Raw genomic sequence first — 25,963 nt, 5'->3', positions numbered from 1 at the left:
GGGCGTCATGGGAGCGCCCGGCCGCTCAGGGCAGCAGCGTGCGCCCCTGCCACGTCCCGTGCTCGGCCAGCGGCCGGAACCTCATGAACGCCGACTCGTGGTGGAAGTCCCGCCGGCGCTGCTCGGCCATCGCGACGGTGTGCGACGGCGCCTCGGCGACGTCGTCCCGGCGGCCGTGGACCATCGAGGTCATCTCCCGGACGCTGGTCCAGATCGAGAAGGTCGAGAACGTGCGCGGCGGGCGCATCGCGGCGGTGGAGAACACCGCGGCGGGGTGCCCGGCGACGAGACGCTCGACCGGCCGGCCCCAGTGCAGGAAGCGGGGCAGCTCGGGCAGGCGGAGCCGGGCGAGGGTCACGGCGACGACCGGCTCGTCCTGGTCCCAGTCGCCGGCCCGCTGGGGCAGTGGGGCGAGGGCGGCCACCTCGCCGTACCGCCGGAGGTACTGGAGCCGGACGTGCCAGCCGGCGGCGAGCCGGCGGCCGAGCGGGTCGGTCCCGAGGTAGCGGTCGAGGGCGGACGCGTCGTCCCAGGCCGCGAACACGGCGAGTCGCCGGAGCTGGAGCCGCTCCGGCGACACGATCGGAGACCCGAGCCGCATCATCGCCAGGCACTCGGCGTGCCGCAGCCCCGAGACGTCGTCCGGGGGCCGCAGCAGCGCACGCGCCGTCACCGACGCAGGGAGCTCCGCGAGGTGGAAGGAGTGCAGCACCGGATCATTGAACCAGTGCTCACCGGACGTAGAGACCGCCGTTGACGTCCAGGATCGTCCCGGTGACGTAGCTGGCGCGCGGCGAGAGCAGGTAGAGCACGGCGTCGGCGACCTCGCCGGGGTCGGCGTACCGGCCGATGGGGAACATGGCGGTGTCGTAGCCACGGCCCTCGATCATCGGGGTCGCCACCGGGCCCGGCGCCACACCGTTGATCCGTACGCCGTGACCGATCTCGGTCTTGGCGAGGGTGTGCACGAGCGCATGGATCGCGCCCTTGCTGGCGGCGTAGTGCGCGCCGGCGAGGACGGACCCCATCCGGCCGGCGACGGACCCGACGCAGACGGCGGAGCCGGATGTCCTGCGGAGGTGGGGCATCGCGGCCTGCGCCACCCAGAGGGTGCCGAGGACGTTGACGCCGAGGACGTGCTCGACGTCGTCCGGCCGCAGGTCGTCGAGTCGTACGTCGCGGCCGTACACCGCGGCCGACGTCACCAGCCCGGTGAGGCCTCCCTGCTCCGCGAACTCGTCGACGACGCGCGTCACCAGGTCACGATCGCGCACGTCGCAGATCTGGCTCGCCAAGCCGACCCGGCCGGTGGCCGGGACCGGCACCACGTCCACCGCGAGCACGGTCGCGCCGAGATCGAGCAGCCCGTCGACGATCGCGGCGCCGACCCCGCTCGCCGCACCCGTCACCAGCACCCTCGCCGCCGCGCCGGTCACTGCTGCCGCCGCGGTCGCCCGCCGTCCCAGTGCTCGGCAGTGACGCCCAGAGCCTCGAGGTCGGCCTTGACCACCTTCGCCGTCGCGGTCTTCGGCAGCTCGTCGGTGAGGAGGACGAACCTGGGAACCGCGAAGTAGGGAAGGTCGCGCTCGGCGAGGGCGCGGAGGTCCGCGGGGTGCACGTCGGCGCCGGCTCGCGGCACGACGGCCACGGCGACGGACTCCTCGCCCAGGTCGCTGGGGACGGCATAGGCCGCCACCTCGAGGACGTCCGGGTGGCGGAGGAGAGCGGCCTCGACCTGGAGCGGTGCCACGTTCTCGCCGGAGACGCGGATCATCTCCTTCCGCCGTCCGCGGTAGGTGAACCAGCCGTCTGCGTCCCTGGTGACGACGTCCCCCGTGTGCAGCCAGAGGTTGCGGGTCGCGGCGACCGTCGCCTCCGGGTGCCGCCAGTACCCGGCGAAGCCGATGTGAGGGCGCCGTGGGCGGACGACGAGCTCGCCCTCGACACCGTCGCCGACCGGGTGGTCGTCCTCGTCGACCACGTCGCACTCCCACCCCGGGGTCGGTCGACCGCAGGACCCGGGCCGCGACGAGCCGAACGGGATCCCGAGGGGCAGACCCGTGTCGGTCGAGCCGTAGACCTCGGTGGTCGGGAAGCCGAACCGCTCCTCGAACGCGGCGCGGTCGGCGGGCAGCGGCAGGACCATGCCCAGTCGCAGGCGGTGCTTCCGCTCGTGCGCGCCGGGCTCGCCACGCCAGAGGATCGCCGGGATGGATCCCATCATGTTGGTGACCGTCGCGCCGGTGGCCGCGATGTCCCGCCAGTACGTCGCCGCGCTGAACCGGCGAGCGATGACGACCTCGGCGCCCGTCAGCAGGCCGGCGTAGAGAGCGCAGAACAGGCCGTTGATGTGGAACAGCGGGAGACAGGTGTAGATCACGTCGTCCTCGCGGTAGCCCATCACCCACGTGGTGTGCTCCGCGAACGCCAAGGCCATGGCATGCGGCCACACCACCCCTTTCGGCAGCCCGGTCGTGCCCGACGTCAGCATGATCGCGGCGACGTCGCTCTCGGCCCTGCCGTCGATGGGCCGGTCCCGCGGGCCGGAGCGGACCCGGGGCGCCGCGGCACCGACGGGCCAGAGCCCGGCTCCCTCGACAGCGTCCGCCGCGGCCAGACCCACCTCGACCAGAGCCGGCCCGCAGCGCAGCAGGCATGGTCCGACATCGTGCAGGACGGCTTCCAGCGAGGCGCCACGCAACGCGGTGTTGAGGGGGACCACGACGATGCCGAGGCGGAACGACGCCAGCAGGTCCAGCACGAGGTCCGGTGTGTTCTCCTGGAGGAGGCACAGCACGTCGCCGCGGTGCAGCCGCGCCGCGGCGAACTCGTCCTCGCGGTCGGCGACGGCCGACCACAGTTGCGCGTGGGTGAGGCTCGGGCCGTCGACGAACCGCAGTGCGACGCGCGCGGGGTCGGCGGCCGATCCCCACAGCCGGCCGTGCCGTACGACGACGCCCGGCCCGGTCCAGGAGTCAGTCATCCGCGACGAACCTGGCCTCCCGGCGTTCCGCGAACGCGGTGAGGCCCTCCTGGGCGTTGGTGCCTCGACGGACCTCGAGCCAGCGGCGGTGCTCGTCGGCCAGCCCGGCCGCGAGGTCGTCCGTCGACGCCGCGATCGCCAGCGACTTGGTCGCCGCCATGGCGTCGGGCGAGAGCTCGGCGATGCGGGCGGCCAGCCGCAGCGCCTCGGCCACCGGGTCCTCGCTGAGCCGGCTCACCAGGCCCCAGCCGTGCGCGGTGGCACCGGATATCGGCTCGCCGGCGAGCAGCAGGTCCCGGGCCACGCCCTGCCCGGTCGCCCGGACGAGTCGATGGATCGCGCCCCCTCCCGCCAGGATCCCCAGGGACGCCTCGGGGAGTCCGAGCCGGCTCGTCGGCGAGGCGACCCGGATGTCGGCGGCCAGCGCGATCTCGAGGCCGCCGCCGAGGCAGGCGCCGTCGATCGCCGCGATGCTCACCTGGTCGGACCGTTCGAGCAGCCCGTAGACCTCCTGGCACAGCAGGACGTAGCGACTCGAGGTCGGCTCGTCGGCCTGCGCCATGAACCTCAGGTCGCCGCCGGCGGCGAAGATCCCACCCACCTCGCTGCTGAGCACGATGACCCGCGGCCGGGGCCCGCTGGTCAGGAACGCGTCGCGGAGCTCCTCGAGCAGTGCGACGGTGAAGGCGTTGACGGGCGGATGGGCCATCCGGACGTGCAGTACGCCGTCGCGGTGGGTGACTCCCAGGTGGTCCATCGTTGTTCCCTCCGTGCCCGTCCGACCAGTCGGTCGAGTAGCAGGGACGGTAGGCCGACGTCGCGGCCGCGTCAACCGTCCGGGCTCGCTTCCGGCGCCCCACAGGGCGTTTCGTCGCCGTCCATCGATGTCCGCGGACCGCGGTCGAAGGAGTACTGTGACCGACTAGCCGGTCGGGTGGATGGTCTCGGTTGCCGGGGAGGCAGCATGCACACCCGCGGCGCGAGAGAGGTGGAGACGTGACGACTCAAGCTCCTGTCGGGGGTCGCAAGACGCAGATCACGAGCACGGCGGCCGCGCTGTTCAACGAGCGCGGGTTCCACGAGACCTCCATGGAGGACATCGCGGAGGCCGTCGGCATCAAGAAGCCGACCCTCTACCACCACGTCAAGAGCAAGGCCCAGATCGTCGCGTGGATCCACGACGAGTGCGTCCAGGCCGTGGCTCCGCCGCTGGAGGAGTACCTGACGTCGAACCTGGCTGCGTCAGAGATCCTGCGCCGCGTGGCCATCGACATCTTCAGCCTGATGGACGAGCGGCCGGGCTACCTGCGCGTCTACTTCGAGCACCACCGCGACCTCGATCCGCGGTTGCGCTCGAGGCTGCGCAAGAAGCGCGACGAGTACTGGGCCAACGTGCGCCGGGTCATCGAGCGGGGCAACGAGTCCGGCGAGCTCAACGTCACCAACCCGACGCTGGCCTCGATGGCCTTCTTCGGCATGTGCAACTGGGCCTACCAGTGGTACCGGCCGGGTGGGTCGCGCTCCGCGGCCGAGATCGGCGAGTACGTGTGGTCGATCTTCATGGCCGGCGCCCTGCAGCCGGGCACCGAGCGGCTGCCCGTCTCCTGACCACGCGCCACGCGGCGGCCGGCGTCCCGGCCCGGGCCTCAGGTCGGTTCGCCGTATCCGGTGCCGAGACTGGTCTCGCGCCAGGCCTCGAGCTCCGCGCCGAGGCTGCGCAGCTTGGCCTCGGCGCGCGCCACCGCGTCGGCGCCCAGGACCAGGTGGGTCGGCGGGTCCGGGCTCTCGGCCAGCCGGAGCACGGCCTGTGCCGCCCGGGCCGGGTCGCCTGCCTGGGTGTGGTTGGTCGCGAGATGACGTGAGGTCATGTCGTCGACGCTGGGCCCGTACTCGGGGAACCGCGGTCCGCTCGCCACGCTCATGCTGGCCGGGTCCATGAAGTCGGTGCGGAACGAGCCGGGCTCGACCACCGACACGCGCAGCGCGGTGTGCGCCAGCTCGTCCCGCATGGCCTCGGTCAAGCCGGCCACGGCGAACTTGGTGGAGGCGTACACACCCGTGCCCGCGAACGCGGCGATGCCGCCCATCGACCCGATGTTGATGATGTGCCCCCGTCCGGTCGCCCGCATCACCGGGAGCACCGCACGGCTCACGGTCAGCAGGCCGAACACGTTGACCTCGTAGAGGGCTCGGACCTCCTCGGCCGTCGTCGACTCGATGGCGCCGAGCAGCCCGCGGCCGGCATTGTTGACCAGGACGTCGATACCGCCGAACCGCTCGGTCGCCCCGGCCACCGCCTGCCGGACCTGGTCGGCATCGCGTACGTCGAGCGCGATCACCTCCGCGCCCGACGAGGCGAGGAGCTCCGGCGCAGCCGCGGCCGGGTCGCGCATGGTGGCCGCGACCTCGTGTCCCGCCTGCAACGCGGCCAGGGCGATCGCGCGCCCCAGGCCGCGCGACGCCCCCGTGATGAACCAACGAGCCATGGTGGATCCTCCTCGACCGCCTGGTCGGTAGATGGCATCTCGCGCACGTGGAAACGCTTGACGCACGTCACATTCTGCGCTTCAGTGTACCGACTCGACCGTCTGGTCGGTCGGGATAGGAGAATGGGTCAAGATGAAGCGTTCTGTGGGGATTCGGATGGCGGTGACCGCTGTCGCGGCGACGCTCGCCCTTGCGCTGGCCGGCTGTTCCGGCGACGACGGCGGCACGGACGGCGACACCTTCAAGTTCGCCGTCGTCGCCGAGAAGACGGGCGCATACGCCGACTACGGCCTGCAGCTCGAGGCGGGCGTCAAGGCGGCGGTGGAGGACATCAACGCGTCGGGCGACTACGACCTGGAGTTCGAGCCGGTCGTCTACGACTGCCAGAGCGACAAGTCGATCTGCGTCCAGTCGGCGCGCGACGCGGTCAACGCCGACGGCCTGCCGGCCGTGATCGGTCCGATCGTCAGCGTCGACATCCTGCCGACCGCCGAGGTCACCGAGCGGGCGAAGGTCCCGCACCTGGTGATGGCCGTGCTGAACCAGATCACCGACGACTACGACAACACCTTCCGGTTCAGCACCCAGAGCGACCGGAGCAACCAGACCGTCGTCGACTACGTCAAGGCGAAGCTCCAGCCCGGTGAGACCGTGGCCATCGTCAACGCGACGACGGACTTCGGCAAGGGCGGCGCGGCGCAGCAGAAGGAGCAGCTCGCGGAGGTCGACATCGAGCCGGTCGCCGAGATCGCCCACGACCCCGACCAGGCGGACTACACCCCGCTCGTCACCCAGCTCAAGCAGGCCGACCCGACCTACGTGCTGCTGAGCGACTCGAACCCGGCCGACATCGCGAAGCTGCTGCGGCAGTCGAAGGAGCTCGGCCTGCAGTCGCAGTGGATCGGCGCCGACGCCTCGGGCACCATCGACCTGGCCGGCGACGCGGCCGAGGGCTACATGACCGTCTCGCCCTGGTTCCCGAACGCCGACAACCAGGAGCTCACCGACAAGCTGATGGCCCAGGGCATCGACAACCCGGGCTGGATCTCCGCCATGGCGTACGACGCCACCCTGGCCCTCGCCCAGGCCGTCCAGGACGGCGGGACCTCCAGCGAGGAGATCACCAAGGCCCTGGAGTCGCTCTCGGGCTTCGACGGCCTGGCCCGCCAGGGCTGGACGTTCAGCTCCGACGACCGTCGTGGCCAGGAGTCCTCGCAGATCGCCAACTGGAACGGCCAGCAGTACGAGATCGTCTGGCCGGAGAGCTGAGCGGACGCATGACCGACACCCTCACCCGACCGCGGCAGCCGTCGACCACGGATCCGGCTGGGCATCGTCGAGCGGGTCTTCCGGTGATCGTCGCGGTGGTCCTCGTGGCCGCGGCCGCGATCTTCCCCGCGTTGAGCGACTACTCGACGACGTACCTGTTCGCCTACATCCTCATCATCGCGCTGCTGGGCCTCTCGCTCCACCTGCTGATGGGGCTGATGGGTGTCTTCTCCCTCGGACAGGCGGCGCTGTTCGGCACCGGCGCCTATGCGGCGGTCGTGGTGACCGAGGACCTCGGCCTCGACGGCGCGATCGGGTTCGTCCTGGTCGCAGCCGTCGGGGCGGTCCTCGGGCTCCTCATGGGTGCGGTCACCCTGCGGGTCACCGACCTGTACCTCGCGCTCACCACCCTGGCCGTCGGCTACATCTTCGAGAACGTGGTCCGCAACTCCGACTGGCTGGGTGGTCCCCAGGGGCGCTCGGGCTTCTCGATCATGTTCTTCGGCCGGTCCCTCGACGATCCGCGCCTGCTGTGCTGGATCGGGCTGGGCGCCCTCACCCTGTTCCTCGCCGTCATCGCCAGCATGCGGCGAAGCAAGATCGGCCGCGCGTTCATGGCCACTCGGGAGAGCCCGATGGCGGCGCGCAGCATCGGCGTCGACGCCCGGCGCTACAAGCTGCTGGGCTTCACGATCGCCGGTGCCTTCTCGGCCGTCGCGGGCGGCCTCTACAGCGCCTGGTCGCTCGTCGTCGACCCGTCGGTCTACAGCATCGACCTGACCCTGTCGGTGCTCGCGATCGCCATCGTCGGCGGCCTCCGGTCGGCGCCGGGGATCCTCGTGGTCGCGGCCGCCCTGACGTACTTCCGCAACTCGGCCGGCGACTTCGGCGTCTCCGACTACGTGCTCCTGGTCTACGGCTCGCTGATCGTGCTCAGCCTGCGGTTCCTGCCGCTGGGTCTCGGCGGCCTGGCGAGCTCGCCCGCGGTGGTGCGACTCGTGGGCCGCTCCGGTCGCCGCGGCAGGGGAGGTGCGGCATGACCGCGCTGCTCGAGGCCCGAGGACTCACCCGGCGCTGGGGCGGGCTCACGGCCGTGGACGAGGTCGACCTCACCGTCCACCGGGGCTCGCTGCACGGCCTGATCGGGCCCAACGGCGCCGGGAAGACGACGCTGGTCAACATGATCACCGGCGTGGACCGGATCGACGGCGGGCGCGTGGTCTTCCAGGGCGCCGACGTCACCGGGCTGGCCGCGCACCGGCTGGCGTCGCGCGGGATGGCGCGCTCCTTCCAGACCTCGCAGCTGTTCGAGGACGAGAGCGTGCTCGACAACGTGATGGCCGGTCGGCACCGGCACATCGGGTACCGCTTCCCCCACACCTTCTTCTACACGCCGAAGGTCAGCCGCGAGGAGCGACGGCATCGCACCGACGTGCATGCGATCCTCCGCGAGCTGGACCTCGCGGTGGACGCGCACCGGCAGGTCTCGGAGCTGCCCTACGGCCGGCGGCGCCTGGTCGAGCTCGCGCGTGCCATGGCGAGCGAGCCGACGTTGCTCGTGCTGGACGAGCCCGCGGCGGGCCTCCCGGGGTCGGACGTGGACGTCCTCGGCGAGGTGCTGAGGCGGCTGCGCCGCAACGGCTACACGATCCTCGTGATCGAGCACAACATCGGCCTGCTGATGACGATCTGCGACCGGATGACCGTCCTCAGCGAGGGCCGCGTCATCGCCGACGACGAGCCGGCGGTGGTGCGCGAGTCGCCGCGGGTCATCGAGGCCTATCTCGGAAGGACCGACGATGCTTGAGCTGCGGAACGCACGGATCGGCTACGGCCCGGTGACGGTGGTGGAGGACCTCAGCCTCCAGGTCGGCGACGGCGAGGCGGTGTTCCTCATCGGCCCCAACGGTGCCGGCAAGTCGACGACGCTGCGCGGCATCAGCGGCCTGAACCGGCTGGAGTCCGGCTCGCTGATCTGGGACGGCGACGACGTCACCCGGCTGCCGGCGAACCGCCGTGCCGCGCGGGGCATCGCGGTCGTGCCGGAGGGACGCCACGTGTTCCCCCAGCTGAGCGTGCAGGAGAACCTCGAGGTCGCGGCGCGTGCGGTCGACCGCACGGATGTGGCGTCGCGGACCGACGAGGTCTACGACCTGTTCCCGCGGCTGCGCGAGCGGCGACAGTCCTTCGCCGGGCTGCTCTCCGGCGGAGAGCAGCAGATGCTGGCGATCGGCCGCGCGCTGGCCCAACGTCCCCGGCTGCTCATCATCGACGAGCTGTCGCTGGGCCTCGCGCCGGTGATCTACCAGCAGGTGGGGGAGACCGTGCGACAGCTCGCGGCCACCGGGCTGAGCGTGCTGCTGGTCGAGCAGAACGCTCGCCTGGCCATGCGGATCTGCAGCCGTGGCTACCTGCTCGCGCACGGGGAGGTCGTGCTGTCGGGGACCGTCGAGGAGCTCGAGCAGACCGACCAGATGCGCGACCTGTACCTCGGCGGACTCGGAAAGGTGGGTTGAGCCGTGGAGACCTTCGTCCTCCTCCTCGCCGGCGGCCTGGTCACCGGCGCGATCTACGCGCTGGTGGCGGCAGGGTACGCCGTGCTCTACACAGCGACCGGGTTCGTGAACTTCGCCCTCGGCGCGCAGGCCATGGTCGCCGGCTACCTGACCTACGCGGCATTCGTCGACCTTCCCGTCGTCGTCCGGATCCTGATCGCCGTGGCCGGCAGCGTGCTGCTCTCGGTGCTGTCCTGGGTGCTGATCTATCGCCGGGTCGCCGAGAAGGACATGCTGGCCGGGGTCATCATGTCCTTCGGCTTCTCCATCGTGCTGGCCGAGGTGGTGCAGCTGGTGGCTGGCGGCATCCCGCGACCCGCGCGCAGCCCGGTGGGCTCGACCGCGCACTCGCTGGGGCCCCTCTCGATCTCGAACCACAGCATCGCGGTCCTGGCGGTGAGCGCGGTGCTCTTCGCGCTGTTGGGGTTGGTGCTCTCGAGCCGCGGCGGTACGGCGATCCGGGCGATGTTCCAGGACAAGGAGATGGCCGAGACCCTCGGCATCCCGACCCACCGCGTCACGCTGTGGCTCTTCGCGCTGTCCGGCGTGTTCGCCGGCGCTGCGGGGGTCCTCGCCGCGCCGATCCTGTCCCTCAGTCCGCACATGGGCACCCGGCTGGCGCTGATCGCCTTCGTCGGCGCCGTCCTCGGCGGGCTCGGGACGATCCGCAGCGCCATCGCCGGCGCGGTGCTGCTCGGCCTGCTGGAGGCGTTCTTCGCCGGCTACATCTCCTCGGACTGGCGCGCCACGCTCGTGTTCGGCGTCTTCATCGCCGTCCTGGTCGTCCGTCCGGCCGGCGTGCTCGGCCGGATCGCGACGGTGAAGGTCTGACATGACGACCACCAGGACGGAGGATCTCGGCGCGTTCGTTGCCGGCCTGGACCTCGCCACAGTGCCCGACGACGTCGTGGAGACGACCCGCCTGGCCGTCGCGCACAACCTCGCGGTCGCGGCGGCCGGGGGACGGTTGGCGGCGGTCGCCCTGCGCTGGTCGGAGAGCCGCTGGGGCGGCCACGGAGCCCGGACCTTCCTCACCGGGGCCGAGCTCGCACCCCCGGACGCGGCCTTCGTCAACGCCTGCCTCGTGCACGCCCGTGCCCAGGACGACACCTACTTCCCGGGGTTCACCCACGTCGGCGCGGCGACCATCCCGGCCGTCCTCGCCCTCGCCGAGGCAACGGACCGGAGCCTGCGCGACGTCCTCACTGCCGTCGTGGCCGGGTACGAGGTGGCCGCGGCGGTCGGCCGGGTGGCGGCGTTGCGCACGACCGCCCACGGCTTCCGGGGCAGCGGCATCTACGGCGTCTTCGGCGCCGCCGCGGGAGCGGCCCGTCTCCTGGGGCTCGATGCCGAGCAGTGCGCGCACGCCCTCGGCATCGCCGCGTCGATGGCCGCGGGCACCAACCAGACGTGGGTCGACGGGTCGAGCGAATGGCAGCTCCAGCTCGGGGCGGCGTCGCGGTCGGGCCTGGAGGCCGCGCGCCTCGCCGCGTGCGGCGCGACCGGCTCCGCCGCGGCGCTCGAGGGTGACAGCGGGTTCTTCGCCGCGTTCGTGCGCGACCTCGCTCCTGCGGACGGGGTCGGCCGGGAGCTCGGGACCGTGTGGGCGACGCGTGAGGTGACCTTCAAGGCCCATCCGGTCTGCGCGATCCTCCAGGAGCCGGTCACCGCCGCCGCCTCGCTGGTCCGGACCGCCCGGACCGCCCGGGCGCCGTTCGCCGGCGCCACGCTCACGCTCTCGCCGGCCGAGGCGCACTACCCGGGCACCGACGGCATGCCGGTCTTCGAGGACGCCGGCGCGGCCCTGATGAGCGCCCGCTACTGCCTCGCCACGGCCCTGACCCGAGGATCGGTCACGGTCGACGACCTGTTCGCCTCCGGCGAGCCGGAGCGCGTCGCCGGTGCCCAGCGGGTCGAGGTCGTCGCCGACCCGCGGCTGGGCCCGCGCGAGTTCGTCCTCGAGGTGACCTGGACCGACGGACGCACCGACCGGGCGACCGGCGCCGGCGTCCTCCGTGCCTGGGCACGGCCTGACCTCGAGGCCAACCTCCACCGTCTCCAGGGCGAGGTCCCCGAGGGCATCGACCTGGCCGTGCTGGCCGGCCGGGCGCTGGGCGGCCTCGACCTCCCCGCCGCCGAGCTCGTGGACGCCGTCGTGGCGCACTGACCCGGGCGGCGCCCGCGCCGCCCGCGAAGCACCTGTCCCCGAACGACCCTTCCGAACCACCAAAGGACCTATCTGATGGACTTCTCCCTGTCGCCCGAGCTCGCCGACTTCCAGCGTCACCTGCACTCCTGGGTCGACAACAAGCTGCCGAAGCAGGCAGCCCGCGAGTGGGAGGCGCGTGAGCACGAGTACCCCCACGACCTCTGGGACCTGATGACCGAGCAGGGGCTGCACGCCGTCGGTCTGCCCGAGGAGTACGGCGGGTCCGGGTCGGACGTGCTCTCCCAGGTGGTCATCGGGCGCGAGCTCTCCCGCACCCTGGGCGGCCTGGTCTGGATCTGGGGCCTCTCCTCGTTCTGTGCCCGGTCGATCGCGGAGTCGGGGTCGGAGGCCCTCAAGGCCGACCTGCTGCCGCGTCTGGCGGCGGGCGAGATCAAGATCGCCATCGCGGTCACCGAGCCGTCGGGCGGCACCGACCTGCTGGGCAGCATGCGCACGACGGCGCGCAAGGTCGAGGGCGGCTGGCAGGTCCGCGGCCAGAAGATCTGGTCCACGGCGGCGCACGCGTCGGACTACCTGCTGCTGCTCGCCAAGTCCGACCCGGATGCCGAGCGCCCCAGTCGCGGGACGACCCTGTTCCTCATCCCCAACCCGTCGCAGGGGCTGGAGATCCGGCAGATCCCGAAGCTCGGGATGCGCGCGGTCGGCTCGTGCGAGGTCTTCCTCGACGACGTCTTCGTGTCGGACGACCACGTGGTCGGCGAGGTGAACCAGGGCTGGCCGAGCCTGCTGACCAGTCTCAACAACGAGCGGATCATCGTGTCCTCGCTGTGTCTCGGTGTCCTCGACGGGGTGCTCGAGGACGCGGTGACCTACATGAAGGAGCGCCGCGCGTTCGGCCGGCCGATCGGACAGTTCCAGGCCCTCCAGCACTACGTCGCGGACATGGCGATGTGGCAGACGCAGAGCGAGCTGGCCATCTACCGCGCGGCCTGGCTGCAGCAGACCGGTCAGGACGTCGGCACGGCCGCGACGATGGCGAAGGTGATCTCCTCGGAGTACGCCACCAAGGCGGCGGACCTCGGCATCCAGATCCTCGGCGGCATGGGATACGCGCAGGAGACCGACATGCAGCGGTACTGGCGCGACGTCCGCCTGTACCGCATCGGTCCGATCACCAACGAGATGGGCAGGAACGTCATCGCCGAGTCCTTCGGCCTCGGCCGGTCCTTCTGAATGAGCTGCAACGCCGCGGTGCCGGGAGCCCGGGAGCCGGGTTCGCTGCTCGCGGCCCTCGCCCGGGTCGCGGCTCCGGATCCCGCGCGGACGGCGCTGAGCCTGGGTGGGCGACGCCAGTCGTACGGCGACCTGGTGGCCCGCTCGGCGAGCATGGCGGCAGGGCTCGCGGCGACCGCGGGGATCGCGCCGGGGGAGCGGGTGGCCCTGCTGACGCGCAACCGCCCGGAGTACTTCGAGGTCGAGATCGCGACCAGCCAGCTGGCCGCGGTCCTCGTGGCGCTGAGCTGGCGCTACGCCCCGGCCGAGGCCGTCCGCCTCCTGGCGGACAGCCGGGCGGCGGTCCTGATCGCGGACGCCGAGCTCGTCGAGGCCGTCGCGGCCGCCCGCCGGGACGGCGGGCTCCCGCACCTGCGCAGCGTGGTCACCTTCGGGCCGTCGCCCGTCGCGGAGCTGGAGTACGAGGAGCTCGTCGCGGCCGGACGGGCCGCGCCGGAGGCCGGCGCGGGCGCCGTGGTCGAGCGCGACACTGCTCACGAGATCATCTACACCTCGGGCACCACGGGACGGCCCAAGGGGGCGGTCTGGACGGCCGGAGGTGTGGTGGCCAATGCCGTCCAGCAGATCGCCGACTTCGGGATCGGCCGCGACAGCGCCACCTTCGTCGCCTTCGACCTCAACTACATCGGCGGTCGGCACCAGTTCGTCTGGGCCGTGCTGCTGCAGGGCGGGCAGGTGCATCTCAAGGCGTCGGGGGGCTTCGACGCCGACGAGGTGGTGCGCGAGGTGGGCCGCTGCGGCGTGACCCATCTGCTCCTGGTGCCGACGATGCTCGCCGACGTGCTCGACGCACTCGAGCGCTCCGGCGCGGCCTGGCCGGCACTGCGGATGATCATGTGCGGGGGCGCTCCGGTCCGCGAGCGGCTCCTGGCCCGGACCTCCGCGCTGCTGCCGCACGTGTGGGTGTCCCACGTCTACGGGCTCACCGAAGGTGGCGGGACGGTGACCCATTGTCCGCCCCATGCGCCGCCCGCCGCGCGGGTCAGCGCCGGCCTGCCGTCCTTCGGCGTCCGGGTGCGGGTCCGGACCGATGCCGGCGTCGCGGAGCCGTGGGAGGTCGGCGAGGTCCAGGTGGCCGGGCCCACGCTGTGCGCCGGCTACTGGGACGATCCGCAGGCCACGGCGGCGCTCTTCGACGACGGCTGGCTGCGCACCGGTGACCTGGGCCTGATCGACGATGCGGGCTATCTGCACCTGACCGGTCGCAGCAAGGAGCTGATCATCTCGGGGGGCATGAACATCTTCCCGGCCGAGGTCGAGGACGTGCTCGAGCTCCATCCCGCGGTGCGCGCCGCGGCCGTGTTCGGGGTGCCGGACGAGCGCTGGGGCGAGGCGGTCGCCGCCGCGGTCGAGACCGTCGCGGGCGTGGCCGTGACCGCCGACGACCTCGTACGGCACTGCCGGGCGCACCTCGCCGGCCACAAGCGACCGCGGCAGGTCCTGTTCGTGTCCGACCTGCCGAGGACGGCCTCGGGCAAGGTCCGCAGGGCCGGGTTGGCCGGGTTGGCCGGCCTGACGGAGAGGAGACCGAGCGATGGCTGACGCGCTTCCCGACCGGATGCGGGCGTGGACCTTCGACCGCCGCGGCGAGCCGGACGAGGTGCTCGCCCTGGCGGACGTCGCGGTGCCCCGGCCCGGGCCGGGGCAGCTGCTCGTGCGGGTGCGGGCGGCGTCGGTCAACTTCTCCGACGCGCTGATCGTTCGCGGGACCTATCAGTCCACCCCGCCGCTCCCCGCGATCGCCGGGATGGAGGTGTCCGGTGAGCTCGTCGGCGGCGATCTCGACGACCTCCTGCCCGCGGGCGGCACCGTCGCCGGCCTGACCGCCGGCCTGGTCGGTGCGTTCGCGCCGTACGCCGTCCTGGACCGCGGCAGCGCCTTCGTCCCGCCGGCGCACTACTCGCCCGTGGAGGCGGCGTGCTTCCCGGTCGCGTTCCAGACGGCGTGGTTCGCCGTCCACGTGCGCGGGCGGGTCGAGGCGGGCGACGCCGTCCTCGTGCACGCGGCGGCGGGCGGCGTCGGGCTGGCCGCGGTCCAGCTCGCCCGGGCGCTCGGCGCGCGCACCGTGATCGGCGTCGTGGGCGACCCGGTCAAGCGGGAGGCGGCTCTCGCCGCGGGCTGTTCGGCGGTCCTGCTGAGAGGCTCGGCGGACCTGGTCGGGCAGGTGCGGGAGGCCGCGGGAGGCGCGGTCGACGTCGTCATCGACCCGGTCGGCGGAACGGCGCACGCGCTGTCCGAGCGAGTGGTCGGGTTCGACGGACGCATCGTGCTGGTCGGCTTCGCCAGCGGTCAGGTGCCGCCGGTGCGCGCCGACCTGGCGATGGTCAAGAACTACGCGGTCGTGGGCCTGCACTGGGGCCTGTACCGCGACCGGGCCCCGGCCGTCGTCCGGGAGCAGTACGAGCGCCTGGTCGCCGTCGTGGACGCGGCGGCGATCCACCCGGTGGTCTCGCGACTCCTCCCTTTCGACCGGGCTCCCGCGGCGCTGGCCGCGGTGGAGTCCGGCTCCTCCGTCGGCCGGGTCGCGGTCGACGTCGACGGCTCCGCGGGTGCTTGACGCCGATCCTGCGCGCGACTAGCCTGCCACTCGACCGACTGGTCGGTCGAGTGGCGAGAAGCACGAAGAAGGAGACAGACGATGGGCGAGCGCAGGATCGAGCTGGACCTCCGGCCGGGGGCCGCGCTGCTGACCCTCGACCGGCCCGAACGCCTCAACGCCCTCGACCCGCAGATGCTCGAGGAGCTCCTCGACGCCGTCCGGGTCGTGGCGCGGAGCGATGCGCGGGCCCTGGTGATCACGGGGCGTGGGCGGCTGTTCTCCGCGGGCGTCGACCTCGACACGCCGTTCTTCATGGAGCACGTCGACGACCCGTCGATCTACTCGGGCAAGCGGCTGCTCGACGGGCAGCACGAGATCATTGAGGCGATCCACGGCCTGCCGATCCCGACCCTGGCCGCGCTCAACGGGCACGCCTGCGGGGGCGGGGGCCTGGGCATCGCGATGGCCTGCGACCTGCGCTTCGCGGTGTCCGGCGCGCGACTGTGGATGGTCCCCGGCGCGCTCGACGTCGTGCAGGACTTCGGCCTGTCCTGGCTCGTCCAGCGACAGGTCGGCGCGTCGCGAGCGCTGCACATGGCGCTGACCGGCTACCGCGTGAGCGCGGAGGAGGCGCTGACCTGGGGCCTGGTCAACGAGGTCCTCCCCGATGCCGAGGCGCTCGGCGCCGCCGTCGAGGGGTTCCTCGCCCGGGTCGCCGGCCAGGGCGCCGACGCCGTCCGGATGCTCAAGACCGTCGTCCGCCTCGGTGAGTCCTCGAGCCTGCGCGAGCAGCTCCAGGTCGAGGCGATCGCGAACGGCCTGGCCTTCCAGTCCGAGGAGTTCGCCGCCAAGAAGAAGGCCTACCTCGACGAGCTGGGAGCCGCGAAGTGACGACGAGCGCGCCCGCGGCGACCGAGACCGTCCCCACGACCATGCGCGCCGCTCGGCTGCACGACGACGGCGGGCGGATCGTCGTGCGGGTCGACACCGACGTCGCCGTACCCGACTGCGGTCGGGACGAGGTCCTGATCAAGGTGCGCCGGTGCGGCCTCAACCAGGTGGACCTGCTCACCCGCAGTGGCCAGACGCCGCAGGCCGTGCCCCTGCCCCACATCTCCGGCACCGAGGTCGCGGGCGACGTCGTCGCGGTCGGCACGGAGGTGGACCCCGGCCTGCTCGGCGCACGTGTGGTCGTGGACCCTGTCGTCGCCTGCGGCCGGTGTCGCCCCTGCTTCCGCGGCCAGACCAACATGTGCCGCGACAGCCTGATCTACGGCGTCCAGACCCAGGGCGGCTATGCGGAGTACGCCGTGGCGCCGGCCCGCCAGGTCCTGCCCATCCCGACCGGTCTGTCGTACGACGTCGCGACGGCGATCGCCGTGACCGGGCCCACCACGTGGCACATGCTCCACACGCGGGCACGGCTGCGCGCCGGCGAGACGGTGCTCGTGATCGCCGCGGGCTCGGGCATCGGCACCCTCGCCGCCCAGGTCGCGCGCTTCAGTGGCGCGCGGGTCGTCGTCACGGTCGGCGGCGAGGAGAAGGTTCGCAAGGCTCGCGAGCTGCTGCCGGCCGATCTCGTCGTGGACCACCACGACCCGACCTGGCCCCGGCAGGTCCGGGCCTTCAACGGCGGCCACGGCGCGGACCTGGTCTTCGAGCACGTCGGCGCCAGCACCTGGCAGGGCAGCCTGGCCGCGATGGCGCGGGGTGGCCGCCTGGTGACGTCCGGCGGCCACTCGGGCTTCGAGGTCGACATCAACCTGTGGCACCTGTTCATCAAGGAGCACACCGTGATCGGCTCCTACGCCGGGTCGCGCGACGACTTCTGCACGATCCTGGACCTGGTCGAGCGCGGCATCGTGCGGCCGATCGTCCAGCAGGTCTTCGCGCTGGAGGAGATCGCCCACGCCCAGCGGCTGCTCGAGAAGCGCCGGGTCTTCGGCAAGCTCCTCCTCGACCCCTCGGCGACACCGGCCGCGCCGGCCGGCGGGGTGGGGTCCCAGGGGTGAGCGACCAGGCACGCATCCACGAGGTCTGGACCGCGGCTCGGTCCCGGCTCGGCGCGACCCGGCGGGTCGAGCTCGGCCGGATCGGGCAGCAGCAGCTCGACCGGTTCGCGGTGGCGGTCGACGGCAGCGTCGCCGACGACGTCGTCGGGCTCGCCGCGCCGCTGTTCCTGTCGTCGGTGCTGGTGTGGGACAACGGCCCCCTCGAGCGGGACCTGCTGCCCGACGGCAACGCCGCCGACCCGTTCTCCGGGTTCGACGTCGCGGGGCTGCGCCTGATGGCCGGAGGCCAGGAGCTCACCTTCCACCGCGACCTCGAGGCCGGCGCGCTGGTGAGCCTCGACATCGCTCTCGCCGGCGCCGAGCTGAAGACGACCGCGAACGGCCCGCTGCTGGTGTTGACCGTGCAGCGCACCTACTCCGACGAGGACGGCCCGCTCAGCGAGTGCCGGGAGACGTTCCTCGGCAGGGAGGCGCTGTCATGACCTTCGCCCCCGTGGGGACCGAGCTCCCGGTCCTCGAGGTCCGCCCGAGCGAGATCTCCCTGTTCCGCTTCAGTGCCGTCACCTGGAACCCGCACCGGATCCACTATGACCTGCCGTACGCCGCGACCGAGGGCTATCCCGGCGTGCTCGTCCACGGTCACCTCCATGGCTGCTGGCTGCTGGCCACCGTGCGTCGCTGGCTCGGCGGAGCCGGACGGGTGGAGCGCTTCTCGTGGCAGAACCGCCACTTCGCGGTTCCGGGCGACGTCCTGACGGTGACCGGCCGGGTCGTCGAGGCCGACCGGTGGACCCGGACCGTCGAGCTGCAGGAGACCAACCAGGACGGCGTCGTGTGCGCCCCGGGCCGGGCTGTCGTCCGGCTCACCGAGGAGGAGGGACGACCATGACGGCTGTCCGCAGTCAGGACGTCGGTGTCGACCGCGAGCTCGCGATCGACCTGTACCGGACGATGCGCAGGATCCGCCAGTTCGAGACCACGGCCGGCGAGCTCTTCGCCGCCGGCGAGCTGCCCGGGTTCATCCACCTGTCCATCGGGCAGGAGGCCGTCGCCGCCGGGGTGTGCGCCGCGTTGGACGACGCCGACTACATCACCACCACCCACCGTGGGCACGGACACTGCATCGCCAAGGGCGGTCGCCTGCGCGAGATGATGGCCGAGCTGTACGGACGCGAGGGCGGCTATGCGCTGGGACGCTCGGGGTCCATGCACATCGCCGACAACACGGTCGGCATCCTGGGCGCCAACGCGATCGTCGGTGGCGGCATCCCGATGGCGGTGGGCGGAGGCTACGCGGCCCAGCTCGCCGGTCGCGGCCAGGTCTCGGTGGCCTTCTTCGGCGACGGCGCGGTGGCCGAGGGTGTCCTGCACGAGTGCCTGAACCTCGCCGAGCTCTGGCAGCTGCCGGTCGTCTTCGTCTGCGAGCACAACGGCTACGCGGAGATGACACCGGTGAGCAAGCACCTGGCGAACGCCGAGGTCACCGACCTCGCCGCGGCGTACGGCATGCCCGCGGAGAAGGTCGACGGCAACGACGTGGCGGCGGTTCTCACGGCCGCACGGGCGGCGACCGCGCGCGCCCGGTCCGGTGCGGGACCCACCCTGATCGAGGCGCGAACCACGCGTTGGCGCGGGCACTTCGAGGGGGACCCGCAGAAGTACCGGGCCCGCGAGGAGATCACCGCGATGACCGAGCGCGACCCGCTCACCCACTGGCGGGACGTGCTGCACGCGGCGCACGGCGTACCGCCCGCCGAGCTCGACCAGGTCGACGCGGACATCGCGGACCTGGTCGGCGCGGCGGTGGAGGCGGCGCGCGCGATGCCGCTGAGCGACCCCGGCGGCCTGAGCCGTCACGTCTACCCGGAGGGCGCCCGATGACGACAGTGAAGTACTGGCAGGCGATCAACCGCGCACTCCACGAGGAGATGGCGCGCGACGACCGGGTCCTGGTCATCGGCGAGGACGTCGCCGACCCCGGTGGGCCGTTCGGGGCGACGAAGGGACTGCTCGAGGCGTTCGGCCCGGACCGGGTGCGCGACACCCCGATCAGCGAGGCGGCGATCGTCGGCGCGGCGCTCGGCGCCGCCATGGCCGGGTATCGGCCGGTCGTCGAGGTGATGTTCCTCGACTTCGTGACCGTCGCGATGGACCAGGTCGTCAACCAGGCCGCCAAGGTCTCCTACATGTCGGCGGGCAACTTCGCCGCACCGATGGTGATCCGGTCGATCTGCGCGAGCGGGCGGCGTACCGGACCTCAGCACTCGCAGAACCTCGAGGCGTGGCTCGCGCACGTCCCCGGGCTCAAGGTCGTGTGGGGCTCGACCCCCGCCGACGCCCGCGGGCTGCTCAAGGCCGCGATCCGCGACGACGGCCCGGTCTACGTCATCGAGAGCCTCGTCGAGTGGTCGACCCGCGGCGAGGTCGCCGACGAGGACGAGATCGTGCCGATCGGGGTGGCCGCCGTGCGTCGCGAGGGCACGGACCTGACGCTGGTCACCTGGGGTGGCGCGGCGCCGCGGGCCGCCCGGGCCGTGGCGCAGCTCGAGGACGTCAGCGTCGAGCTCATCGACCTGCGCACCATCTCGCCCTGGGACCGGGAGACGGTGCTGGCCTCGGTCCGCCGGACCGGTCGGCTGCTCGTGGTCCACGACGCCGTCGTCGACTTCGGTGTGGGCGCGGAGATCGCGGCGACGGTCGCGACGGAGTGCTTCGACGAGCTCGTCGCACCCGTGCGCCGGCTCGGCGCGCCGTACGCCCCCGCTCCCTTCGCCCCCCATCTGGAGGCGGCGTACCTCCCCCAGCCGGAGGACATCGTGTCCGCCGTGCTGGAGACCATCAGGACCGTCAGGAAGGCATCATGAGCGACATCGTTGTCCCGCAGTGGGGACTGACCATGGAGGACGCCACCCTCGTCACGTGGCTGAAGGCCGTCGGCGACCACGTCGACGAGGGCGAGCCGATCGCCGAGCTCGAGACCGACAAGACGGCGGCGGAGCTGGAGTCGCCCTTCGCGGGGACCGTCACCGAGCTCCTGGTCGAGGAGGGGGCGGACGTCGTACCCGGTCAGGTCGTCGCGAGACTCGGCGATGGCTGAGACCGCCATCACGCAGGTCCGGTACGACCGGTTCCGGCGGACCACGGCGAAGCGGCTGACCGAGTCCGTCATCACGAAGCCGCAGGTCACGTTGCACCGTCGTGCCGAGCTGACGGCCCTGGAGAGTGCCCTCGGCCCAGCGAGGTCGGCCGACCCCGACAGCGGCGTCGGACTGACGGCCGCGCTCCTCGCCGCCGTCGCGCGGGCGGTGCGGGCCAGTCGGATCAACGGCACGGTGACGGACCGGACCATCGACCTCCACACCGGCGTGCACCTGGGCGTCGCCGTCGACGTGGCCGGAGCGCTGGTCGTCCCGGTGATCCGGGACGCGGACCGCCTCTCGGTCGCGGGGATCGGATCCGAGCTGCGACGGCTCTCCGAGCTCGCCCGGGCCGGGCGGCTGCGGATGGAGGACATCGCCGACGCCACGTTCACGGTGTCGAGCCTGGGCGCTCTGGGCGTGGAGTTCTTCTCCCCGATCGTGAACCCGCCGCAACTGGCGATCCTCGGCGTCGGCGCCGTGCGCAGCGAGCTCGCCCTGGTCGACGACCAGGTCGTCGCGGTACGCCGGATCGGGCTGAGCCTCAGCTTCGACCACGCCGCCACCGACGGTGCCGACGCGGCTCGGGTGCTCGACCGGATCTGCCGGGGCGTCGAGGCGGCGGACGACCTGCTCCGGGCGGGCAATACCGGGAATTCGACGGACTGAGCGACCTGCTCGCGCCTTCGAGGGCAGGCTGGGCTCGACGGACTGGGAAACTGGAGGACTTGGGATGGACATCGTCGGCAACCGGACCATGCGCGACCTGCTCGACGAACGGGCCGAGCGCTACGGCGACAAGCCGTTCATCGTGTTCGAGGACAAGGACGGGGCCGTCCGCGAGACCTCGTACGCCGGGTTCCGGGTGCGGGTCGACCAGGTCGCGGCGGGCCTGACCGACCTCGGCGTCGAGCAGGGCGACCGGGTCGCGGTCCACCTCGCCAACTGCCCCGAGATCCTCGAGGTGTGGTTCGCTCTCGGCACGCTCGGCGCGGTGATGGTCCCGTCGAACACGGCGAACACGCCGGCGGAGCTGGAGTACGTGCTCGACTTCTCCGGTGCGGTCGCCGTGGTGACCCAGCCGTCCTTCCTGGACACCGTCGCCGAGGCGGCGGACCGGGTGCCGTCCGTCCGGTGGCGGATCCTCGCCCGGACCGACGAGCCGGCGGCCGGCACCGTCATGCTGGAGGAGCTGGTGACGACGTCCACCGTCGCGCCGCGACCCGCGGTGGACAGCGAGGACGTCGTGCAGATGCTGTTCACGTCGGGGACCACCGCGCGGCCCAAGGGTGTCCTGCTGACCCATGCCAACGCCCTGCACGGCGGTGAGCGCGAGTCGCGCGGCCTGCTGCTCGACGACACCGACCGCTGCCTGACGTCGCTGCCGGTCTTCCACGTCAATGCGCAGGTCATCACGGTGCTCTCGAGCCTGACGGTGGGCGGGACCTGCATCCTGCTGGAGGAGTTCCGGGCGACGAAGTACTGGGACCAGGTTCGTCGGCACCGGGCCACCCAGACCAGCCTGGTCTCGATGCAGGTGCGCACGCTGCTCGCCCAGCCGGAGCGGCACACCGACCGGGACCACACCCTCCGCCGTACCTTCTACGCGCTCAACATCTCCGCGGAGGAGAAGGACGCCTTCCAGGACCGCTACGGCGTCGAGCTGATCAACGCCTACGGGCTGTCGGAGGCGATGACGCTGGCCACGCTCGCTCCCGTGTTCGGTCCGAAGAAGTGGCCGTCCATCGGCAAGCCGTTGGTGGGGCGCACGGTCCGCCTCGTCGACCCCGACGGCAGGGACGTCCCGGTGGGCTCCGTGGGCGAGATCGTGATCCAGGGGGTGCCCGGGCGCACCCTGATGAAGGGCTACTACAACAACCCCGAGGCCACCGCGCGGGCATTGCGCGACGGTGAGCTCTGGACCGGCGACAACGCCTACGCCGACGCCGACGGGTACCTCTACTGGTTCGACCGACGCGCGGACATGATCAAGCGCGGTGGCGAGAACATCTCGACCGCCGAGGTCGAGGCGGTCCTCGTCGAGCACCCGTCGATCGCCGAGGTCGCCGTGATCGGCGTACCCGACCCACTGCGCGACGAGGCCGTGAAGGCAGTGGTGGTGCCCGTGGCCGGTGCCGCGCTCAGCGCGGAGGACGTGCGTGAGCACTGCGTCGGCCGGCTCGCCTCCTTCAAGGTCCCGACGATCGTCGAGATCCGCGACGCCCTGCCCAAGACCTCCATCGGGAAGGTCGCCAAGGGAGAGCTGCGAAAGGAGGTGTCGGGTCGGTGAGCGCAGGGCGGCGGCGGGGTTGATGGAGCCGGCCGGACGCCGGCTCCTGCGTCTGGAGATCCGCAACGCGCAGACTCCGGTCGAGGAGAAGCCGGAGTGGATCAGGGCGCGGGTGCGGATCGGGCCCGAGTCCCGGCAGCTCCTCGACCTGGTCGAGGAGGAGGGTCTGCACACGGTCTGCCAGGCGGCCGGGTGCCCCAACCTCTTCGAGTGCTGGGAGGACCGGGAGGCGACCTTCCTCATCGGCGGCGACCAGTGCACCCGCCGGTGCGACTTCTGCCAGATCGACACCGGCCGGCCGTCGGCGCTGGACCGCGACGAGCCGCGCCGGGTCGCCGAGAGCGTGCGGACCATGCGGTTGCGGTACTCCACGATCACGGGCGTCGCCCGAGACGACCTGGCCGACGGCGGCGCCTGGTTGTACGCCGAGACCGTCCGCCGGATCCACGCCCTGAACCCCGACACCCGCGTCGAGAACCTGATCCCCGACTTCGGCGGCCGCCTCGACCTGCTGACCGAGGTCTTCGACTCCCGCCCCGAGGTGCTGGCGCACAACCTCGAGACGGTGCCGCGCGTCTTCCGCAGGATTCGTCCGGGGTTCCGTTACGACCGCTCGCTCGAGGTGCTGGCGCGGGCGCACTCCGCCGGGCTGGTGACCAAGAGCAACCTGATCCTCGGCCTGGGGGAGACACCCGACGAGATCACCTCGGCACTGCGGGACCTCCGCTCCGTGCACTGCGACCTCCTGACCATCACCCAGTACCTGCGCCCGTCGAGCCGACACCACCCCGTCGAGCGGTGGGTCCGGCCGGAGGAGTTCGTCGAGCTGGCCGACGAGGCCCGTCGTCTCGGCTTCGCGGGGGTGCTGGCCGGTCCGCTCGTGCGCTCGTCGTACCGGGCCGGCCGTCTCTACGAGCAGGCCCTCCGGAAGCGGAGGCCGACCCCGGCCGATCAGTGACCGGTGGTCACCAGCCCCTCCTCGGGCAGCGCCGCCGAGACCATCGGCTCCGACGGACCCCTGCGCCGCGGCCAGGCGCGTTCGCCGAGCAGGATCAGCACGGCGGGCAGCACGACCAGCCGGATCACCGTGGCGTCGATGAGGATCGCGGCGGCGAGGCCGACGCCCATCATCTTCATCTCCATCATCGACAGGGTCGCGAAGATGGCGAACACGGAGACCATGACCGCGGCGGCGCTGGTGATGACGCCGGCCGTGTCGGCGATGCCTCGGTGGACGGCCTCGCGGGCGGGCAGCCCGCGGTCGATCAGCTCGCGGATCCGGCTGAGCACGAACACGTGATAGTCCATCGACAGGCCGACCAGGACGACGAGGACGAAGATCGGGATCCACTCGATCACGAAGCCGGGGCTGGTGAAGTCGAGCAGGCTCTCGCCGACGCCGTGCTGGAAGACGACCGACAGCAGGCCGAAGGCGACGCCCACCGAGGCCAGGTTGAGCACCGTCGAGACGATGCCCAGCAGGACGCTGCGGAACGCGAGCATCATCATCACCATGGTCAGCAGCAGCACGAACCCCAGCAGCAGCGGCATCCGCTCGGTGCGCAGGTCCAGGCGGTCGAGCGACTCGGCGGCGCCGCCGCCGACGGCCCACGAGCTGCCGGCGCCGAGGCCGTCGAGGGCGGCGGGCGCGAGGTCGGCGCGGAGCCGTTTGATCGCCTTGGTGGCGCGGTCGTCGGCTTCCTCGTAGGGCAGCGGGAGGTCCACGACCGACGTACCGCCGTCCTCGGAGGTGCGCACCTCGGCCCCCTCGGTCGCGAAGTCGTCGCCGGCACCTGCTGCGGCGGCGAGCTCCTCGAGAGCGGATCGGGCCGCGGCGGGCTCGGCGCCGGCGACGACGACCTGCGCGGCGGTGCCCTCGGCTGGGAACGCCTTCGTGATCGAGCGGAGCGTCTGCACGGCCGGGATGTCGGCGGGCAGCGTCTCGATGCTGGCCTGGTGCGTCTTCATCCCGAACGCGGGTACGGCGAGCGCGATGATGCCGATCGACGAGACGACCAGGGCGACGACGGGGTGCCGGACCACGGGCCCGAGGATGCGACCGCTGACGGTGCCCGTCGGCACCCGTCGCGTGAGCCGCCACAGCAGCGGCAGCCGGGGACGGTCGACCCAGCGGCCCAGCTTGACCAGGAGCGCCGGCAGCACGGTGATCGAGCCCAGCACGGCGACCGCGACGACGAGGATCGCGCCGGTGGCCAGCGAGTTGAAGGTGACGTCGGAGAGCACGAACAGGCCCGCGAGCGCGGCGATCACGGCACCGCCGGACACCAGGATCGCGTGCCCCGAGGTCTCCGCGGCGATCGCGACGGCGTCGAGCGTCGAGCGCCCGGCGGCCCGCTCCTGGCGCTCCCGCTTGAGGTAGAACAGCGAGTAGTCGACGCCGACGGCCATGCCGATCAGCACGATCATGCTGAGCACGGTCGACTCGGCCGGCACCAGCCACGAGATCGGTGCGCTGATGCCGATCGTCGCCGCCACGCTCGTGGCGGCGAGCAGCACCGGCAGGCCGGCCGCGATCAGCGCGCCGAACGCCAGCAGCATCAGGACGAGCGTGATGGGGAGGCTGATGAACTCGGCGGCCCGCAGGTCCTCACCGACCCGCTCGTTGATCGCCTCGTCGATGGTGACGTCGCCGGCCTGGGCGATCACCAGGTCGGGGTGGGCGTCCTGGACGGCGGCGGTGACGTCGAGCAGCGGAGCCGCGTCGACATCGTCCGCGGTCAGCTCGACGGGGACGAGCAGCGCCGTACCGTCGGCGCTCGGCACGGCGTCGCCGACCCCGGCGACGCCTGGGGCCGTCCGCATCCGCTCGGCGACCTCGGCCGCGGCGGCGCTGCCCATCGCGCCGTCGAGCTCGCCGGACCGGGCACGCACCAGCACGCTCTCCGACGGGGGGTCGTCGAGGCCGGCCTCCTCGATGAGTGCGCCGGCCCGGCCGGACTCGCCGATGCGGTAGTCGGCGTCCTCGACCTCGTTGGTGGGGATGGTCGCGGCGAGGCCGACGGCGATCACCACGAACGCCAGCCAGGCGCCGATCGCGCGCCACGGATGGGTGGCGCTCCAACGGGCGGCCCGCGTGGGCAGCGCGCTCAGGGACAGGGACATGAGGGCTCCTGGGAGATGAGAAGGGGAGATGGGTCCAGCGTCCCGGCGCGCGCGACCCCGGTCAGGGGTGGAACGTCCCGTCCGGTCGTGGTGCCTGCACCACTG

Annotated in this window: 26 protein-coding genes; 20 read left to right on the top strand and 6 right to left on the bottom strand. The window is 72.3% G+C overall.

The features are described from left to right. Positions 1-25 precede the first annotated feature (25 nt). Genes RB608_RS10075 through RB608_RS10060 form a run of 4 tightly spaced genes read right to left on the bottom strand, consistent with a single transcriptional unit; the run spans position 26 to position 3,740 of the window. Complete coding sequence (locus RB608_RS10075; RefSeq protein ID WP_308087717.1) at positions 26-712, bottom strand: hypothetical protein; 687 nt, start codon at positions 710-712, stop codon at positions 26-28. Positions 713-731: 19 nt separating this feature from the next. Then, the gene (locus tag RB608_RS10070; protein ID WP_308087716.1) at positions 732-1,436 is read right to left on the bottom strand and encodes an SDR family oxidoreductase; all 705 of its coding nucleotides are present in this window, start codon (positions 1,434-1,436) and stop codon (positions 732-734) included. Beyond that, positions 1,433-2,983: an AMP-binding protein gene (locus RB608_RS10065; RefSeq protein WP_308087715.1), complete on the bottom strand. Its 1,551-nt coding sequence runs from the start codon at positions 2,981-2,983 to the stop codon at positions 1,433-1,435. Before RB608_RS10065 ends, RB608_RS10070 begins: the two co-directional genes overlap by 4 nt. Continuing rightward, complete coding sequence (locus RB608_RS10060; protein WP_308087714.1) at positions 2,976-3,740, bottom strand: enoyl-CoA hydratase-related protein; 765 nt, start codon at positions 3,738-3,740, stop codon at positions 2,976-2,978. The genes RB608_RS10065 and RB608_RS10060 overlap by 8 nt, the downstream gene beginning before the upstream one ends. A 239-nt stretch (positions 3,741-3,979) precedes the next feature. On the opposite strand from RB608_RS10060, the gene RB608_RS10055 reads away from it, so the two are divergent. Beyond that, positions 3,980-4,591, top strand: coding sequence for a TetR/AcrR family transcriptional regulator (locus RB608_RS10055; RefSeq protein WP_308087713.1), 612 nt, complete (start codon positions 3,980-3,982; stop codon positions 4,589-4,591). 38 nt (positions 4,592-4,629) lie between these two features. Here the strand turns inward: RB608_RS10055 and RB608_RS10050 are convergent, their stop codons facing one another. Beyond that, on the bottom strand, positions 4,630-5,469 hold the full coding sequence (locus tag RB608_RS10050; RefSeq protein ID WP_308087712.1) for an SDR family NAD(P)-dependent oxidoreductase: 840 nt from the start codon (positions 5,467-5,469) through the stop codon (positions 4,630-4,632). 133 nt (positions 5,470-5,602) lie between these two features. On the opposite strand from RB608_RS10050, the gene RB608_RS10045 reads away from it, so the two are divergent. The 19 genes from RB608_RS10045 to lipA all read left to right on the top strand — a co-directional run bounded on the left by RB608_RS10045 (position 5,603) and on the right by lipA (position 23,693). Continuing rightward, positions 5,603-6,739, top strand: a complete 1,137-nt coding sequence (locus tag RB608_RS10045; RefSeq protein WP_308087711.1) for an ABC transporter substrate-binding protein — start codon at positions 5,603-5,605, stop codon at positions 6,737-6,739. 83 nt (positions 6,740-6,822) lie between these two features. Further along, complete coding sequence (locus tag RB608_RS10040; RefSeq protein WP_308087710.1) at positions 6,823-7,779, top strand: branched-chain amino acid ABC transporter permease; 957 nt, start codon at positions 6,823-6,825, stop codon at positions 7,777-7,779. Next, positions 7,776-8,546 (top strand): ABC transporter ATP-binding protein, encoded by a 771-nt coding sequence (locus RB608_RS10035; RefSeq protein ID WP_308087709.1) that lies wholly within the window; start codon positions 7,776-7,778, stop codon positions 8,544-8,546. Before RB608_RS10040 ends, RB608_RS10035 begins: the two co-directional genes overlap by 4 nt. Then, entirely contained in the window at positions 8,539-9,255 is a 717-nt protein-coding gene (locus tag RB608_RS10030) for an ABC transporter ATP-binding protein (protein WP_308087708.1), read from the top strand. Before RB608_RS10035 ends, RB608_RS10030 begins: the two co-directional genes overlap by 8 nt. Before the next feature lie 3 nt (positions 9,256-9,258). Then, complete coding sequence (locus RB608_RS10025) at positions 9,259-10,125, top strand: branched-chain amino acid ABC transporter permease (protein WP_308087707.1); 867 nt, start codon at positions 9,259-9,261, stop codon at positions 10,123-10,125. 1 nt (position 10,126) lies between these two features. Further along, the gene (locus RB608_RS10020; protein ID WP_308087705.1) at positions 10,127-11,461 is read left to right on the top strand and encodes an MmgE/PrpD family protein; all 1,335 of its coding nucleotides are present in this window, start codon (positions 10,127-10,129) and stop codon (positions 11,459-11,461) included. Between the two features lie 75 nt (positions 11,462-11,536). Continuing rightward, on the top strand, positions 11,537-12,697 hold the full coding sequence (locus tag RB608_RS10015; protein WP_308087704.1) for an acyl-CoA dehydrogenase family protein: 1,161 nt from the start codon (positions 11,537-11,539) through the stop codon (positions 12,695-12,697). Then, on the top strand, positions 12,698-14,299 hold the full coding sequence (locus tag RB608_RS10010; RefSeq protein ID WP_308087703.1) for an AMP-binding protein: 1,602 nt from the start codon (positions 12,698-12,700) through the stop codon (positions 14,297-14,299). Then, positions 14,292-15,314 carry a zinc-binding dehydrogenase gene (locus RB608_RS10005; protein WP_308087702.1) on the top strand — a complete coding sequence of 341 codons (1,023 nt, stop codon included), beginning with the start codon at positions 14,292-14,294 and terminating at the stop codon, positions 15,312-15,314. The genes RB608_RS10010 and RB608_RS10005 overlap by 8 nt, the downstream gene beginning before the upstream one ends. A gap of 81 nt (positions 15,315-15,395) precedes the next feature. Further along, the gene (locus tag RB608_RS10000) at positions 15,396-16,187 is read left to right on the top strand and encodes an enoyl-CoA hydratase/isomerase family protein (RefSeq protein ID WP_308087700.1); all 792 of its coding nucleotides are present in this window, start codon (positions 15,396-15,398) and stop codon (positions 16,185-16,187) included. Continuing rightward, the gene (locus tag RB608_RS09995; protein ID WP_308087699.1) at positions 16,184-17,308 is read left to right on the top strand and encodes an alcohol dehydrogenase catalytic domain-containing protein; all 1,125 of its coding nucleotides are present in this window, start codon (positions 16,184-16,186) and stop codon (positions 17,306-17,308) included. The genes RB608_RS10000 and RB608_RS09995 overlap by 4 nt, the downstream gene beginning before the upstream one ends. Beyond that, the gene (locus tag RB608_RS09990) at positions 17,305-17,790 is read left to right on the top strand and encodes a MaoC family dehydratase N-terminal domain-containing protein (RefSeq protein ID WP_308087698.1); all 486 of its coding nucleotides are present in this window, start codon (positions 17,305-17,307) and stop codon (positions 17,788-17,790) included. Before RB608_RS09995 ends, RB608_RS09990 begins: the two co-directional genes overlap by 4 nt. Beyond that, positions 17,787-18,197, top strand: a complete 411-nt coding sequence (locus RB608_RS09985) for an acyl dehydratase (RefSeq protein ID WP_308087697.1) — start codon at positions 17,787-17,789, stop codon at positions 18,195-18,197. The genes RB608_RS09990 and RB608_RS09985 overlap by 4 nt, the downstream gene beginning before the upstream one ends. Further along, positions 18,194-19,189, top strand: a complete 996-nt coding sequence (locus RB608_RS09980; protein ID WP_308087696.1) for a thiamine pyrophosphate-dependent dehydrogenase E1 component subunit alpha — start codon at positions 18,194-18,196, stop codon at positions 19,187-19,189. The genes RB608_RS09985 and RB608_RS09980 overlap by 4 nt, the downstream gene beginning before the upstream one ends. Further along, a complete protein-coding gene (locus tag RB608_RS09975) occupies positions 19,186-20,172 on the top strand; it encodes a pyruvate dehydrogenase complex E1 component subunit beta (protein ID WP_308087695.1) in 987 nt (328 codons plus the stop codon). The genes RB608_RS09980 and RB608_RS09975 overlap by 4 nt, the downstream gene beginning before the upstream one ends. After that, the gene (locus RB608_RS09970) at positions 20,169-20,405 is read left to right on the top strand and encodes a lipoyl domain-containing protein (RefSeq protein ID WP_308087694.1); all 237 of its coding nucleotides are present in this window, start codon (positions 20,169-20,171) and stop codon (positions 20,403-20,405) included. The genes RB608_RS09975 and RB608_RS09970 overlap by 4 nt, the downstream gene beginning before the upstream one ends. Next, positions 20,398-21,114 carry a 2-oxo acid dehydrogenase subunit E2 gene (locus tag RB608_RS09965; RefSeq protein ID WP_308087693.1) on the top strand — a complete coding sequence of 239 codons (717 nt, stop codon included), beginning with the start codon at positions 20,398-20,400 and terminating at the stop codon, positions 21,112-21,114. Before RB608_RS09970 ends, RB608_RS09965 begins: the two co-directional genes overlap by 8 nt. 64 nt (positions 21,115-21,178) lie before the next feature. Beyond that, positions 21,179-22,735 (top strand): AMP-binding protein, encoded by a 1,557-nt coding sequence (locus RB608_RS09960; RefSeq protein WP_308087692.1) that lies wholly within the window; start codon positions 21,179-21,181, stop codon positions 22,733-22,735. Positions 22,736-22,757: 22 nt separating this feature from the next. Beyond that, positions 22,758-23,693 (top strand): lipoyl synthase, encoded by a 936-nt coding sequence (gene lipA / locus RB608_RS09955; RefSeq protein WP_308087691.1) that lies wholly within the window; start codon positions 22,758-22,760, stop codon positions 23,691-23,693. Here the strand turns inward: lipA and RB608_RS09950 are convergent. Next, the gene (locus RB608_RS09950; protein WP_308087689.1) at positions 23,687-25,858 is read right to left on the bottom strand and encodes an MMPL family transporter; all 2,172 of its coding nucleotides are present in this window, start codon (positions 25,856-25,858) and stop codon (positions 23,687-23,689) included. The genes lipA and RB608_RS09950 overlap by 7 nt on opposite strands. Positions 25,859-25,963 lie beyond the last annotated feature (105 nt).

The sequence above is a fragment of the Nocardioides sp. LHD-245 genome (assembly GCF_030929495.1).
In the GTDB taxonomy this organism is placed as follows: Bacteria; Actinomycetota; Actinomycetes; order Propionibacteriales; family Nocardioidaceae; genus Nocardioides.
Note: the sequence above shows the minus strand (reverse complement) of the source record. Positions and strands in the feature narration are given on the sequence as shown.